This is a genomic window from uncultured Thiothrix sp. (genome assembly GCF_937876535.1).
Taxonomy (GTDB): Bacteria; Pseudomonadota; Gammaproteobacteria; order Thiotrichales; family Thiotrichaceae; genus Thiolinea.
The window spans coordinates 44,603-59,128 of the sequence record NZ_CALFHZ010000003.1; the positions used below are offsets into that span (position 1 = coordinate 44,603).

Here is a 14,526-nt window from a genome sequence, read left to right on the forward strand (position 1 = left end):
CTTTATTGGGGTGTTTGCCCATTCATTTGCTGCAATTGCTTGAGCATTTCAAGCGTTTCTTTTGGCACATCATCACTTTCTTCTAACTGCTGCATAATTTCCGGCGTCATCCCTTGCTCTTGAATTTGCTTCATCAGATCAGCAGGGATACCTAAATCAGCAGCCGTATTTTGCGGCATACTAGGCATTTGTGGGAAAAACTTTGCAGGTAAGTCAGCAAACTCAATAGGACTACCATTTAACTCAGCTTTATCACCTAATAGTTTTAAATCGAGTTTATACTGATTATTCGCTTCCACTATGGTTTTGTTCTCAAGTGGAGCAGCTAGCATCATCCCCATCTCTTCAGGCACAACTGCTTTATCAGCAGCCAAACTTAAACTACCTTTTACTAAACGTCCCCAATCTTGTGGGCCATACAGCATCAGATCATTCAAGGTGAGTGGTTTAGCACTCCCTGTATAAGTCAAATCTGCCAAGCCATTTACCTTGCCCTTATCTAAAGTCAGGCTTAAGTCATAACGTAGTTTAGATTGGCCAGCTTGCAACACTTTATTCAGGATAATATCCAATAATTGCTCAGTGGTTTGCTGCATTTCTTGCGCTAATTGCTGTTGTTGCTTTTGTCCCTCAGGTAACTCTGTAGCTGATTCATCCACTTTCATTTGCTCTTGCAAGCTTTGCATTTTTGCTTGTAAGGCTTGAATCTCTTTTAAGCCGTCCAATTTGAAACCCGCATAGTCAACTTTTAGATCAGCTTGTTTAACAGGTACTTCAGGTGCCCCTTGAATATTAGCGATTTGGAAAGAACCATTTCCTTGTATACTACCATTTTGCTCACTAGTGGTAGATTGTGCGGACAAGTCTAATTTGACAGGTTCAGTTTTCCCCGCTGTGAGGATACTGATACTAGGAGCTTTGAGGTTAAAACTTTCTAAACCACCGACCACTGAACCTACTTTACCCTCCAGTTCAATACTAGGCACAGTAAATGTCATATCCGCATCACGCACCTCAAGTGCGTCTGTTTTAAGGCTAAAAGGCCCAGCATTTTGTGCTGCTGAAATATCTGCTGTTAGGGTTGCGCCTGCAAACTTTAATTTGCCACCACTTTCTTTAAGGCTCATTTCCATTGGATTAACTAGCATCGTGGTATGCATAGTATTATCAAAACCAATTTTGGTAGTAGCCACAAAGGCCTCTTTGTTACCATAGGCTTGTTCTACAAACGCTTTAGACTCAGCGGGCAAACTTGCCGTATCTAAATGAGACTGCCAATACGATAAGCCCATACCTTGCCCACTAGCTAATAAGAGCGGACCATGCTGGATTTTGTGAGCAAACTGCGCAGACCATTGCCCGGTAACAGGCTCAGTAACCGTCAAGCGAGTCACTGCCTGTGCACCGAAAAGTGAGCGTTCATAGCTGACCAATTCTTGGCTAACCCCATGAGCGGCACTCGCTTTATTCGCTTGTTCAATTTGGGCGCGTACAAGCTTTTCAGTTTCCCCACCGATATACCAAGTGGCACCTAACCAAGCAGCCCCACCCGCTGCTAATAAAGCAGCAATAACAATACCTAACTTTTTCATTCACTAATCTCCGAATTTTTAATATTAATTGAATTACTTAAGCTGAAAATAATTCAGCTCGTTTTGATCCTGAGGGCGGCGCACTCAAACATTAACGTCCAAGCATTTGCCGGAAGGATAAACCGGTTAAACGCAAACTCAGAAAATAACTGACCATCGATAAACCAATTAAACCTGCTAAGGCACTTAAACGCAGGCTGGTACTTGCACTCTGCCACCAAGATGCATCTGGCAAGACTAACCACACCGTTACCCCCATGACTACAGAGGCAAGAGCAATCCGCAGTAGATGTTTGAGCCAACCACCTTGCGTGGCAAAAATACCCTCTTTATACAGAGTCTGGAACAATAAACCTGCATTCACATAGCCTGCTAAAGCCGTCGCTAAGGCCAAGCCAGCATGCGCTCCGGCAATACCAGAAAAAAACCAAGGTAGAACAATGAGTATATTCAAAGCCATATTCGCAAAAATTGAAATAATGCCAATTTTTACGGGTGTTTTAGTATCTTGGCGCGAATAAAAACCGGGCGCTAAGACTTTTACTAAAATAAATGCTGGTAAGCCAAATGAATAGGTCATCAAACTTAAGGCCGACATTTCCACATCGCTCCATTTAAAGGCACCATGCATCATTACGGCTGCCAAGATTGGCTCAGCTAGGAGCATTAAACCTAAGGTAGCGGGGATTGAAATGAGCAAAGCTAAACGCAAGGCCCAATCCATAGTACTACGAAATTGGCTGGCATCTGCTTTGGCATGATCACTAGACAGTTTGGGTAAAATGACTGTACCCAAAGCCACCCCAAAGATCGCTAAAGGCAATTCCACAAAGCGATCAGAATAATAAAGCCACGAAATACTCCCCACCACCAAATAAGAAGCAATAATCGTATTAATGACTAAATTCAGTTGTGCAACCGAAGAGCCAAACAAGGCTGGAATCATCAAACGCATTACACGTTTAACACCTTCATGCGCACGCTGTACTTTAAATTTAGGCAACAAACCTAGGCGCATTAAAGCAGGAATTTGAAACAGGAACTGCACTACCCCAGCAAAGAACACCCCCCAAGCCAAAGCCACCACAGGCTCAGCAAAATAGGGGGGTCCCCAAATAGCAAAAGCAATCATCACCACATTCAACAAAGCAGGGGTTAAAGCAGGAATGGCAAACTTACTAAAAGTATTCAGGATGCCGCCTACTAAGCCGGCTAGGGAAATAAATAAAATATACGGGAAAGTAATCCTAAGCATCTCTGCAGCCAGCTCAGGACGAGCATCAGCTTGCTTAGAGAAGCCTGGAGCAAAAATCTCGACCACTAAAGGTGCGGCAATCATCCCTAAAGACGTAATGACGAGCAAAATTAAGCCTAGAGTACCGGCGACATAATCAATCAGATCTTGCAGTGCTTCGCGGCTTTGTTTTTCTCTGTATTCCGCCAGAATCGGTACAAAAGCAAGAGAGAATGCACCTTCTGCAAAAAAACGCCTTAATAAATTGGGAATTTTAAAGGCTACGAAAAAGGCATCCGTAGCACCATCGACCGGAAAATAGCGCGCGACCACTACATCCCGCAATAAACCCAAGACCCGCGAGATCATAGTCATCGCGCTAATTACCGCACCCGAACGCAATAAGCGACTCATAAAATAGCAGCCAGTCCTTTCAATTGAAGGCGCTGATTCTGCATCAAAGCTGTGCAAAGGTCATGCAGAACCTGTGATTTTTTCTGTGACTAGGTACACAAGCGCATCGATGAACAATTGCAGCTAAACACTAGATCAGGCAAGCTGCCCGTTTTTAAGAAGGTGGGGTTGCTTTATGCCCTTTTTAAATGGAATTACCGCTTTATTGATTTATCAGTTAATTGGCGAAGTGCTGGTACGCTGGCTTAAGCTATCTATTCCGGGGCCTGTACTGGGTATGACTTTATTATTCATTAGTTTGCTCCTCTATAAACGGGTGCCACTAGCCTTGGAAACAGCCTCAGCCGCTTTACTCAGCCATTTATCTTTGCTGTTTATTCCGGCTGGTGTTGGGCTAATCCTGTATTTCGATGCTTTATCTAAAGAATGGCTGCCGATTTTAGTTACTTTAGTGGCAAGCACATTAATCAGCATGGCACTTATTGGTTTAAGTATGCAGCAATTGATGAAATGGTTTAAACCTAAAGCAGAGCCAAACGATGAGTCAAACTGAGCTTTTAGAGATTTGGGTTTATCTTTCTACGTCACCCTTATTAGGTTTGACTGCCACTCTGCTAGCTTATGTATTGGCTCATCGATTTTACTTACGTTGTAATGCTTCACCACTCGCCAATCCAGTTGCAATCGCTATTGCTATGTTGATTAGCTTATTGGTACTCACTAAAACTCCGTATAAAGATTATTTTGATGGGGCAAAATTTGTCCATTTTTTACTTGGCCCGGCGACAGTCGCTTTAGCTATCCCTTTATATAAGCAGCTAGAAACGATTAAACGTGTCATGTTACCACTACTACTGTCTTTACTGATCGGCGTGTTGGTAGGTGCAGTGACTGCTATTTACATTGGCAAGGTATTTGGTGCCTCTAAACCAACTTTATTATCACTCGCACCTAAATCCGTGACCTCACCCGTTGCTATGAGTATTGCCGAGCATATTGGAGGCTTACCTTCACTTACTGCGGCCTTAGTCGTTTCTACCGGCATTGTCGGTGCAGTATTTGGCCCAAGCTTATTGAAAGCCTTAAAAATCGACGATGCACGCGCGATGGGAGTGGCTTTAGGAGTAACTTCACATGGAGTTGGTACTTCAAGAGCTTTCCAGTTATCTGCACAAATGGGGGCTTTCGCCGGTTTATCAATGGCTCTTGCGGCTTTAGCTAATGCCCTACTTTTACCGTGGATTGTGAGCTGGCTACCCTTTTAGCAAAACTTGCCTGATTAAAGTGAAGCGTCTAAAGTGATGCCCACCTTTTGAGCCTTGGAAACCCACACATGAGTGTCTCTGCTGAAATTGTAAGCTTTCCACGCCGTATGGCCGCTGTTTTCTATGACACTCTGCTAATCGGCGTCACTACCGCTATTCTTGGTGGCATTATAGCAACTAGCATTGCGCATTTAAGCGGTATTCAGTTACAACCAGGCTCTCCTCTATCTAATGCTTTATTTATTTTAGATTTGATTATTGCCTTTGGTTTATTCGGCTGGTTTTGGACACATGGTGGGCAAACTTTAGGCATGCGCGCTTGGAAAATTAAAGTGATCACCGAAGATGGTTCACCTTTTTTGTGGACCCATGCCTTTTTTCGTTATGTTGGTGCTTTATTGAGCTGGATGGCGCTCGGAGTAGGTTATTGGATTGCTATTTTTGATCCGCACAAACTCACTTGGCATGATCGATTTTCACGCACTTATTTAGTACGCACAGCTCGTTAAGCTTAACAAGCAACCAGTTAATTTTTTAAGCATTAAAACTGTTAATAATACCCAAATAGAGGTACTACACGTCCTAGACTTAATTAGCGTTATACTACACCTGCTTTAATTTTTTCATAGACCCTTAACTTAGAATAAAGAAACCGTAAGGATTCGGCATGAATTATCAATTTCAGACCCATGCGCAAGCCGCACAGGTCAATGCAGATTGCGTAGTGGTCGGTATTTATAAATCGAATGAACTGTCAGCTGCAGCTCAAGAATTAAACACGGCTAGCTCAGGTGCTATCACGGAGCACTTAGAATTAGGTGATTTTTCAGGTGATAAACAACGCTTTAGTATGTTATATCAACTACCTGGTGTGGCTGCTAAGCGTGTTTTATTAGTAGGTTTGGGTGAACGCGACAAGCTCAATGTAGACACGCTGGTTCAAGCCACTCATCTGGCTGCAGCCAGTTTAAAAGCAACTAAGACCCATCAAGTTGTTTCCTTCTTAACTGATGAAGCGGCTCAAGAAATAGCCGAAAATGCGGTTCGCCAATCAGTGGTTGCAGTGGCTGATACGTTTTATAGCTTTAATGACTTCAAAAGCAATAAAGAAGATATTCCAGCTCCGAACTTGGAAAATTGGATTTTTGCTCATCATACTGAAGCTAATTTAGAGATAGCAACCCGCCAGGGCGCTGCGATTGCTGAAGGTATGAAGCTTTGCCGTGATCTCGCTAATAGCCCGGGTAATCAATGTACGCCGACCTATTTGGCCAAAACGGCACTTAAATTAGGTCACTCACAAGCAAATCTTGAAGTAGAAGTTCTCGAAGAAGCCCATATGGCTGAATTGGGAATGGGTTCTTTCCTCTCAGTCTCCAAAGGCAGTGAAGAACCGGGCAAGATGATTATCCTACACTATAAAGGAGGCCAAGCTGAAGATGCACCGGTTGCACTTGTAGGCAAAGGCATTACCTTTGATACCGGTGGGATTTCACTCAAACCAGGTGCTGCAATGGATGAGATGAAATTTGATATGACAGGTGCAGCGAGCGTCTTAGGGACTTTCGCCGCTTGTGTGGCTATGCAATTACCGATTAATGTCATTGGCGTCTTAGCTGCGGCTGAAAATATGCCCAGCGGTAAAGCCAGTAAGCCCGGTGATATTGTCACCAGTATGGCCGGTAAAACCATCGAAATCCTGAATACCGACGCGGAAGGTCGCTTAGTATTGTGTGATGCTCTGACTTATGTAGAGCGCTATCAGCCTAAAGCGGTGATTGACATTGCGACTTTAACCGGCGCTTGTATTACCGCTTTAGGTCATCATATTTCTGGCTTACTCAGTAATAATGATGAGCTAGCGAATGAAGTCTTAGCTGCTGGTAAACAAGCGAATGATGAGGCTTGGCGTTTACCGATGGGTGAAAAATATCAAGATCAGTTGAAAAGTAATTTTGCCGATATGGCGAATATTGGTGGCCCACCTGCTGGAACGATTACAGCGGCTTGCTTTTTGGCGCGCTTCACCGAAAGCTATCCTTGGGTACATTTGGATATTGCTGGTACAGCATGGAAAAGTGGTGCCGCCAAAGGTTCAACCGGACGCCCTGTACCCTTGTTATGCCAATGGCTGATTAATCGGGCGCAATAATTGACGCGCATCGCTTTTTACGTTGGGCAATCCAGTAATTTACAGGCACGGCTACTGCTGGCCTGTAAGTTGGTGGAAAAAGCACTCGCCCAAGACCTACACATCTATATTCATACCGATCATCTCACCACCAGTACTCGCATGGATGAGTTACTCTGGACTTATAGCGATTTAAGCTTTATCCCCCATGCCATCACACCCAACACCGAACAAGGCTTAAAAGTCTTAATTGGGCATGATAACGAACCGCCAGAACCTTGTGAGTTTTTGATTAATCTTTCCAACGAGATACCGAGCTTCCTTGAACGCTTTGAGCGTATGGCCGAAGTGCTGGATCAGGAAGAAACTATTTTAGTCGCTGGTCGCAAACGTTACCAAATTTATCGCAAGCAAGGCTATAATCTAGACTATCATCAGTTGTGATGATCAGAGAGACTGCTTGCATAAAAAATACTATTGGCATACGAGATGAGTAGCAGACAAGATTTAGAAAGCACCATACGCATTCCAGTGATAACCGACTTAGTGCGCCCCGGCGACAGTGAAGTGATTAAGCGCGCGAAAGCAGGCACGAATGCAGAATACCAAAAACACTTTGAGCGTCGCTTAAAACAACGGATCGAAGAGCTACAATCGGCGACAGGCCAGGATGAATATACTGGTTTAGCCCGTGCTCATGCGATTCGCTCTGAGCAACAGGATAGCGACAATGTGTTAAACCTGAATCAAAGTTATGAACAAGAAATGGATCAACGTCGCCAAGAATTACTGCGCGAATTGTCTTCGATGTTAAAGTAAAAATTTTCTCCTAATCGCGTTATAATCCGCTCTTTTCAGTATTTTTGATAAAAGAGCGGACATGGATAAGACCTACCAACCTCAAGCAATCGAGCAACGCCTCTACCAACAATGGGAGCAACAGGGCTATTTTAAGCCCAGTGGCGTAGGTCAGCCGTTCTGCATCATGATCCCCCCGCCGAATGTCACCGGCACTTTGCATATGGGGCACGGCTTCAATCAAACCGTGATTGATATTCTCACGCGCTATCATCGGATGCAGGGTAATAATACTTTGTATCAACCCGGTACGGATCACGCAGGGATTGCCACGCAAATGGTGGTTGAGCGCCGCGTCAATGCTGAAGGTAAAACACGCCATGATTTTGGCCGCGCTGCCTTTATCGAGAGAATTTGGGAATGGAAAGGCGAATCTGGCGATACCATTAACCGCCAATTACGCCGTTTAGGTACTTCTCCTGATTGGAGCCGCGAACGCTTCACGATGGATGCGAACTTATCCAAGGCTGTGGTTGAAGTCTTCGTGCGTTTACACGAAGAAGGTTTGATTTATCGCGGCAAACGCTTAGTCAACTGGGACCCCGTGTTACATACCGCCGTTTCGGATTTGGAAGTTATTTCTGAGGAAGAAAATGGCTCGATGTGGCATTTCCGTTACCCTATTGCGGATGCGAAGGGTCAAGCCACAACGGACTACTTAATCGTTGCCACCACGCGCCCCGAAACCATGCTAGGTGATAGCGCGGTCGCGGTACATCCTGAGGATGAGCGTTATAAGCATCTGATCGGCAAGCAAGTCGTACTGCCTTTAGTAGGACGCTTAATTCCGATTGTGGGCGACGAATACGCTGACCCCGAAAAAGGCACGGGCTGCGTTAAAATCACCCCTGCCCATGATTTCAATGACTATCAAGTCGGCAAACGCCATAATCTTGAGCTGATTAATATTTTCACCAAAGACGCGCATATTAATGAAGTCGCGCCAGATAAATATCGCGGCTTAGAGCGTTACGCAGCACGCAAGCAAATCGTGGCCGATTTGGATGCTTTAGGCTTATTGGCGGAAATTAAAGAACATAAACTCATGGTGCCGCGCGGTGACCGCTCTGGCACGGTGATTGAGCCGTATCTCACCGATCAATGGTATATCGACTTAACACGCGACACACTGCCGGATGATCGTTTGGGTGGAAAAGCAGCTTTGGCACAACCTGCGATTGATGTGGTGGCCAATGGGCAAGTACGTTTCATTCCCAATAACTGGATCAATACTTATAACCAGTGGATGAATAATCTGGAAGATTGGTGTATTTCGCGCCAACTTTGGTGGGGACATCAAATCCCAGCTTGGTATGATCAGGCAGGGAATATTTATGTGGGGCGCAATGAAGCCGAAGTACGCAGCAAGTATCATTTAGCGGCTGATCTTGAATTACGCCAAGATGAAGATGTGTTAGATACTTGGTTCTCCTCAGCACTCTGGCCTTTCTCCACTTTAGGCTGGCCAAATAGCGACGATCCTGCTTTAAAAGCCTTCTACCCCACTAGCACTTTAGTCACAGGCTTTGACATTATTTTCTTCTGGGTCGCGCGCATGATTATCATGGGCAAAAAGTTCATGGGGGAAGTCCCGTTCCACGATGTTTATATTCATGGTTTGGTGCGAGACTCTGAAGGCCAAAAAATGTCCAAATCCAAGGGCAATGTGCTGGATCCTTTGGATCTGATTGATGGGGTTGATCTGGAAACCTTGGTGAAAAAACGCACTACTGGTCTGATGAATCCTAAGGACGCGGCCAAAATTGAAAAGGCTACACGCAAACAATTCCCTGATGGGATTGAAGCTCATGGAACTGATGCCCTACGTTTTACCTTTGCTTCTTTTGCCACGGCTGGGCGGGATATTCGCTTCGATTTACAGCGCTTGGAAGGCTATCGTAACTTCTGTAATAAGCTCTGGAATGCAGCGCGTTATGTCTTGATGCAGTGTGAAGACCAAGATACGGGTTTAGATGCCAGCTTGCCAACTGAACTCTCAAGCTCGGATCGTTGGATTATTGGTAAACTGCAAACTGTTGCCAGTGAAGTAAAAGATCACTTCGACAATTATCGTTTTGATTTGGCCGCGCAAGCCTTGTATGAATTCACTTGGTATGAATATTGTGACTGGTATTTGGAACTCACCAAGCCAGTTTTGAGCAAAAATAATAACAATGAAGCCGCAAAACGTGGCACACGCCAAACTTTAGTCAGCGTTTTAGAAGTCACTTTGCGCATGCTCCACCCTATTATGCCTTTCATTACTGAAGAAATTTGGCAAAGTATCAAGGGTTTGGCGGGTAAAACTGGCCCTACGCTTATGCTGGAAACTTGGCCTACTAACGATCAAAGTAAGATTGATAATGAGGCACTGGCTGAAATTGAATGGCTCAAAACCTTCATTATGGGTATTCGCCGCATTCGCTCTGAAATGGATATTAAACCCGGACAAGTGTTGGATATTCTGCTGCAACACTGGAGTGAATCAGACAAAGCACAATACGCGAATACCGAAAAAGAAATTCAAAGCCTCGCCAAAGTGGGCAATGTGACTTGGTTGTCCAAGGATGCAACTGCACCTGAATCAGCTACTGCTTTAGTGGGTGAAATGCAGATTCTGATTCCTTTAGCGGGTTTGATTGATAAAGATGCTGAAATTGCACGTTTGACGAAAGAAATTGAAAAAATCGAAAAGAATTTAGCTGGTGTGGAATCGCGTTTAAATAACCCAGCCTTTGTGGAAAAAGCCAAACCGGAAGTGATTGAAACAGCAAAAAAGCAAGCTGAAGAACAACGCGTAGCCCTAGAGCAATTGCAGGGGCAATTGGAGAAGATGAGGAGTTTGTAACTCTATTTAATTAGGGCGATTTTTTTAAGTCGCCCTACTTTATCACAGCCGCTTAGCACTTTTATTAGAGCTTAATTTATCGCTTTCTGTAAGATTAGCTCTCATAGAAAACTATAAGATAATTTATGAAGCGCTACTTCTTACTTACTTTCGTTTTATTAGCGGGCTGCGAAGATAAAAATTTTCATACTACATCACCGCCACCCTTAAATACTGTATCGACCGCTAATACACTACCAGCAAAATCTAGCTTACCTCAAGCGGAGCTTAGCTCCAATGTAGCTCTCCTGAATCAACATCAACAGGAAAATACCAGTATCTATCCACGTAATGACCTGCAGCTTGCGGTAGATCAATCACTTAAAACCATCACAGCCCCTATACAACAAGATTTATTAGATATTATGGGAACTGAATTACAAAGTATTGATACCCAATTTAATGAGCAGCATATTACCTTTCAGTATCAAGTGTGGAAAATCAAACATCAATCAGTCTGTATTCAAGCCCAACTCAACGCCATGCAATTTTCAGAATGTACCCAAGCGGCTAAAGCGTTATTTCAAACTATGTGCAATGAACTACCCAATACACACCCACGCAATCAGCAGTTGAAACGCATGTATTGCCAAGCTGCAATTGATTTTAAACCTACAATTGCACAAATCTCGCGTAGCCAAGCTGATAATACTGATAAAGTTCAAAGATTACGCACAAGCTGCAATGACCTAATTTTCAAAGCGAAAATATCGGAAAGTGCTAGTGACGAGAGAGCCAGAGACCAAGCCTGCCAAAAATATAAAAAGGCCGCTAAGATCAATTAAAGACTAGATCCCTTGCACCGGTTTTTTTAGACAATATGGCTGTTTGAAACCACTGTTTTATGATTCAACCTCACTCGCCAAATCAATAAACCAATTAAAATTACCGTACACCACAACATAGTTTGTGGCAAAACACTACTTAATAATAAGAGAATAGCTGCGATGGGATAAGCCATTTTTTGCTGAGGTGTCTGCATGCGATGTTGCTCATGACAATACCATAAGCCAAGCAGGTAAAAGGCTAGGGGAATGGTCAGAATCAAACCTAATAGAGTGTCATTTAAACTAGCCTTGCCATCTAATATATCTACAGTAGCCGCTAAAGCAGCACCCACAGCAGCGGCTGAAAAGAAAATCACATAGTGCCCATAACCCCATGCAAAAGCGATATTTTTATTTTCTTTTAATAGGTCATGCACAGGCTCATTAAAATAAAGCCACCACAAACAGAATAAAATAGCTAAACCGGCCAACATAAATAAACCACGTTGCAGGCTTATATCGCTAAAACTTTCGGTCGCTTGTAAAGCTAAGGATAAGGATAAAACTGACTCGCCCAATACAATCAAAGTTAATAAACTATAGCGTTCGGCAATATGTTCAGGATGCCAAGGAGTACGCCCTGCACTTTGCGCCCAAACCGGAACCGATAACTCTAAGGCTACCATAATAAAAAACACCCAAATCGGCGTATAAGGTAGCGCTAAAAGACTTAACCAGCCGATTTGGCACAATAAAATGCCAATAACATTACGCAGGGCATTGGTGCGTAAATGCGAATTGACTGGCTGTGAATAATAAGTACGCAACCATAATCCCACTAGCCCCAAACGCATAATAGAATAACCAATGGTAATTCGTTTCAGACTATGCTCCTCAAACACATCTGGCACGCCTGATGCGATGACTAGCGAACCAAACATCTGAACAAATACCAAAATTCGATAAGGGGCGTCATCTACATCAAATGCCGAGGCAAACCATGTAAAGCCCATCCATGCCCACCAGATAGCAAAAAATACCATGATGAAACTGATGGAAGCTTCCAATGCGTGATTCGCAATAAACCCGTGATGTAATTGTGCTGCCGCTGAAGCCACTGCCACTACAAAAACCAAATCAAAAAACAACTCAAGAGGAGTCGAAGCACGGTGATGCTGATCTGGCGAACGCCCCGTCATATTAAAGAGTGATCTCATCATTATCTTTGCCTTCTGAAATTTGTAATAAGTTCAAGAATTATGGGTACAAAAACTACCATAAATTTCACCTGATCATACATACGCTTTCCCTTAAACCTACTACTCCCCCTTACCATTCCTTAAACCACAGCTTTCGGAAAGCATGCTATTATGCGCGGATACCAGTTCATCTAAAACAACGGCAGTTTATATATACTGCATTTAATCTCTGTAAAATAATGATTAGCTAGAGGGCTAGAGCTTTGAAACAGTCAGTGTTGCAGGTATGGATGCGTATTCTAGGCTTAATAGTCTTAGTCCTGCTGTGCACGAATACCCAAGCAGCCAGCAAATTATTTCCCTTTGATACCAATACGGCCAATCAAGAAACCGCTCAACAAGGTGACCCTCTGCCACCGGAACAAGCGTTTGCACTTACTCCGCCGCTCTATGATGGCAAACAGTTGCTCTTACGTTGGGACTTGCCAGAGGCGAAATTTTATTTATACAAAGAAAAATTCAAAGTTCGGGTCTTAACCCCTGACTTGAAAGTGGGTGAACTACAACTACCTGCTGGAGAACTTAAACAAGATGAGTTTTTTGGTAATGTACATGTCATTCACCATTCAGCTGATTTGAAATTACCGATTGATCTAAATGGAAAAACTAGTGGCAATTTACAAGTTGAAGTGGGCTGGCAAGGCTGCGACAGTGATTTAGGGGTTTGTTATCCGCCCGAATTAAAATACTACAGTGCTAATATTCCTAGCGACCCTGCTCAGCTTGCACAAGGCTTTATTCTCGAACCTAGCGAGCCGCCTGCAACCGGTACAGTCGCTAACCCCAGCCAAGCAACCCCCACCAATTTACCACCTGCAGTCATTAAATCCGAGCAAGAACAGATTGCAGATACGCTGGCTTATGGCAACTGGGCTTTGACTTTACTGACCTTTTTGGGGTTTGGCTTATTGCTAGCCTTTACGCCGTGTATTTTCCCGATGATTCCGATCTTGTCAGGTATTATTGCTGGGCAAAAAAATCTAAGTACGCGCGGTGCTTTTTTGTTGTCCTTAACTTATGTACTTGCAATGGCTGCAACTTATACCTTAGCCGGTGTTTTAGCCGGTTTATTTGGTAGCAACTTACAAATCCTGTTTCAAAATCCTTGGATTTTAGGAGTTTTTAGCGCTGTTTTTGTCTTACTTGCTTTATCCATGTTTGGCTTTTATGAGCTACAAATGCCTGCTGCCTTCCAGCAACGCTTAACCGAGTTAAGCAATAAACAAACGGGTGGCAACTTAATCGGGGTTGCGATTATGGGCATGCTCTCTGCTTTAATTGTTGGCCCTTGTGTGGCTGCTCCTTTGGCGGGTGCTTTAATTTATATCGGGCAAAGCGGCGATGCACTGTTAGGCGGTGCTGCTTTATTTACACTCAGTATGGGGATGGGCATTCCCCTTCTGATTATTGGCACTTCAGCCGGTAAATTTTTACCACGTGCTGGTGCATGGATGGAAAGTGTTAAAGCTATTTTCGGGGTGATGTTGCTAGGCGTAGCACTCACTTTGCTAGAGCGTATTCTGCCTGAAATGGTCAGTATGTTCTTATGGGCGGCACTGATTATTATCTCTGCAGTCTATATGGGTGCACTCTCGCCCTTGCCTGCGAATAGCACAGGTTGGCGTACCTTGTGGAAAGGTTTAGCGGTCTTATTTTTACTGCATGGCAGCTTAGTCGCTATTGGCGCTGCTGCGGGTAGTACGAGCCTAATACAACCTTTAAAAGGTGTCTTTAGTGGCGAACAAGCGAATGAATTGATTTTCCGCCCAATAAATAGCCCTACCGAACTTAATCAAGCTTTAGCAGAGGCTAAAGGGAAGCCAGTCTTATTTGATTTCTATGCTGATTGGTGTGTGAGTTGCCGTGAAATGGATAAATATACTTTCACTGATCCAATAGTACGAACGGCCTTGCAAAACTTTGTATTGTTACGCGCGGATTTATCTGCTACCACTAAAGCCCATCGTGAACTTTTAAAGCAATTTAATTTGTATGGGCCACCAGGGATTATTATCTTCGACACCAGCGGCCAAGAGCGTAAAAATTTGCGAGTGGTAGGTTTTATGCGCGCTGAGCCATTTGCGAAGCATGTCAGTCAAATTCAAGCGCCGTAATCGAT

The 14,526-nt window shown here is 43.9% G+C and carries 12 protein-coding genes; 9 read left to right on the top strand and 3 right to left on the bottom strand.

Annotation, left to right across the window (positions count from 1 at the left end):
* Positions 1 to 2 precede the first annotated feature (2 nt).
* Positions 3 to 1,592 (bottom strand): DUF945 family protein, encoded by a 1,590-nt coding sequence (locus Q0230_RS00895; RefSeq protein ID WP_298607201.1) that lies wholly within the window; start codon positions 1,590 to 1,592, stop codon positions 3 to 5.
* Between the two features lie 91 nt (positions 1,593 to 1,683).
* On the bottom strand, positions 1,684 to 3,240 hold the full coding sequence (murJ, locus tag Q0230_RS00900) for a murein biosynthesis integral membrane protein MurJ (protein WP_298607203.1): 1,557 nt from the start codon (positions 3,238 to 3,240) through the stop codon (positions 1,684 to 1,686).
* A 175-nt stretch (positions 3,241 to 3,415) separates the two neighbouring features.
* On the opposite strand from murJ, the gene Q0230_RS00905 reads away from it, so the two are divergent.
* From Q0230_RS00905 to Q0230_RS00940, 8 genes are all read left to right on the top strand, one after another.
* Positions 3,416 to 3,793, top strand: a complete 378-nt coding sequence (locus Q0230_RS00905) for a CidA/LrgA family protein (protein WP_298607205.1) — start codon at positions 3,416 to 3,418, stop codon at positions 3,791 to 3,793.
* The gene (locus tag Q0230_RS00910; protein ID WP_298607208.1) at positions 3,780 to 4,505 is read left to right on the top strand and encodes an LrgB family protein; all 726 of its coding nucleotides are present in this window, start codon (positions 3,780 to 3,782) and stop codon (positions 4,503 to 4,505) included. Before Q0230_RS00905 ends, Q0230_RS00910 begins: the two co-directional genes overlap by 14 nt.
* Positions 4,506 to 4,573: 68 nt before the next feature.
* Positions 4,574 to 5,014: an RDD family protein gene (locus tag Q0230_RS00915; RefSeq protein WP_298607210.1), complete on the top strand. Its 441-nt coding sequence runs from the start codon at positions 4,574 to 4,576 to the stop codon at positions 5,012 to 5,014.
* 158 nt (positions 5,015 to 5,172) lie between these two features.
* Positions 5,173 to 6,657: a leucyl aminopeptidase gene (locus Q0230_RS00920; RefSeq protein ID WP_298607212.1), complete on the top strand. Its 1,485-nt coding sequence runs from the start codon at positions 5,173 to 5,175 to the stop codon at positions 6,655 to 6,657.
* Positions 6,658 to 7,080 (top strand): DNA polymerase III subunit chi, encoded by a 423-nt coding sequence (locus tag Q0230_RS00925; protein WP_298607215.1) that lies wholly within the window; start codon positions 6,658 to 6,660, stop codon positions 7,078 to 7,080.
* 45 nt (positions 7,081 to 7,125) lie between these two features.
* The gene (locus tag Q0230_RS00930; protein ID WP_298607217.1) at positions 7,126 to 7,455 is read left to right on the top strand and encodes a hypothetical protein; all 330 of its coding nucleotides are present in this window, start codon (positions 7,126 to 7,128) and stop codon (positions 7,453 to 7,455) included.
* A 61-nt stretch (positions 7,456 to 7,516) separates the two neighbouring features.
* Positions 7,517 to 10,342: a valine--tRNA ligase gene (locus tag Q0230_RS00935; protein ID WP_298607219.1), complete on the top strand. Its 2,826-nt coding sequence runs from the start codon at positions 7,517 to 7,519 to the stop codon at positions 10,340 to 10,342.
* Between the two features lie 125 nt (positions 10,343 to 10,467).
* Positions 10,468 to 11,166: a hypothetical protein gene (locus tag Q0230_RS00940; protein WP_298607221.1), complete on the top strand. Its 699-nt coding sequence runs from the start codon at positions 10,468 to 10,470 to the stop codon at positions 11,164 to 11,166.
* Between the two features lie 26 nt (positions 11,167 to 11,192).
* Here Q0230_RS00940 and Q0230_RS00945 read toward each other — a convergent pair whose 3' ends face one another.
* Positions 11,193 to 12,368 carry a low temperature requirement protein A gene (locus Q0230_RS00945; RefSeq protein WP_298607223.1) on the bottom strand — a complete coding sequence of 392 codons (1,176 nt, stop codon included), beginning with the start codon at positions 12,366 to 12,368 and terminating at the stop codon, positions 11,193 to 11,195.
* A 242-nt stretch (positions 12,369 to 12,610) separates the two neighbouring features.
* Here Q0230_RS00945 and dsbD point away from each other — a divergent pair, with 242 nt between their 5' ends.
* On the top strand, positions 12,611 to 14,521 hold the full coding sequence (gene dsbD / locus Q0230_RS00950) for a protein-disulfide reductase DsbD (protein WP_298607226.1): 1,911 nt from the start codon (positions 12,611 to 12,613) through the stop codon (positions 14,519 to 14,521).
* The last annotated feature ends 5 nt before the right edge of the window (positions 14,522 to 14,526 follow it).

Coding starts and splice junctions, on each gene's coding strand:
- Q0230_RS00910 (WP_298607208.1), top strand. CDS start 3,780: ATGAGTCAAACTGAGCTTTTAGAGATTTGGGTTTATCTTTCTACGTCA.
- murJ (WP_298607203.1), bottom strand. CDS start 3,240: ATGAGTCGCTTATTGCGTTCGGGTGCGGTAATTAGCGCGATGACTATG.
- Q0230_RS00905 (WP_298607205.1), top strand. CDS start 3,416: ATGCCCTTTTTAAATGGAATTACCGCTTTATTGATTTATCAGTTAATT.
- Q0230_RS00940 (WP_298607221.1), top strand. CDS start 10,468: ATGAAGCGCTACTTCTTACTTACTTTCGTTTTATTAGCGGGCTGCGAA.
- Q0230_RS00930 (WP_298607217.1), top strand. CDS start 7,126: ATGAGTAGCAGACAAGATTTAGAAAGCACCATACGCATTCCAGTGATA.
- Q0230_RS00920 (WP_298607212.1), top strand. CDS start 5,173: ATGAATTATCAATTTCAGACCCATGCGCAAGCCGCACAGGTCAATGCA.
- Q0230_RS00935 (WP_298607219.1), top strand. CDS start 7,517: ATGGATAAGACCTACCAACCTCAAGCAATCGAGCAACGCCTCTACCAA.
- Q0230_RS00915 (WP_298607210.1), top strand. CDS start 4,574: ATGAGTGTCTCTGCTGAAATTGTAAGCTTTCCACGCCGTATGGCCGCT.
- Q0230_RS00895 (WP_298607201.1), bottom strand. CDS start 1,592: ATGAAAAAGTTAGGTATTGTTATTGCTGCTTTATTAGCAGCGGGTGGG.
- Q0230_RS00945 (WP_298607223.1), bottom strand. CDS start 12,368: ATGATGAGATCACTCTTTAATATGACGGGGCGTTCGCCAGATCAGCAT.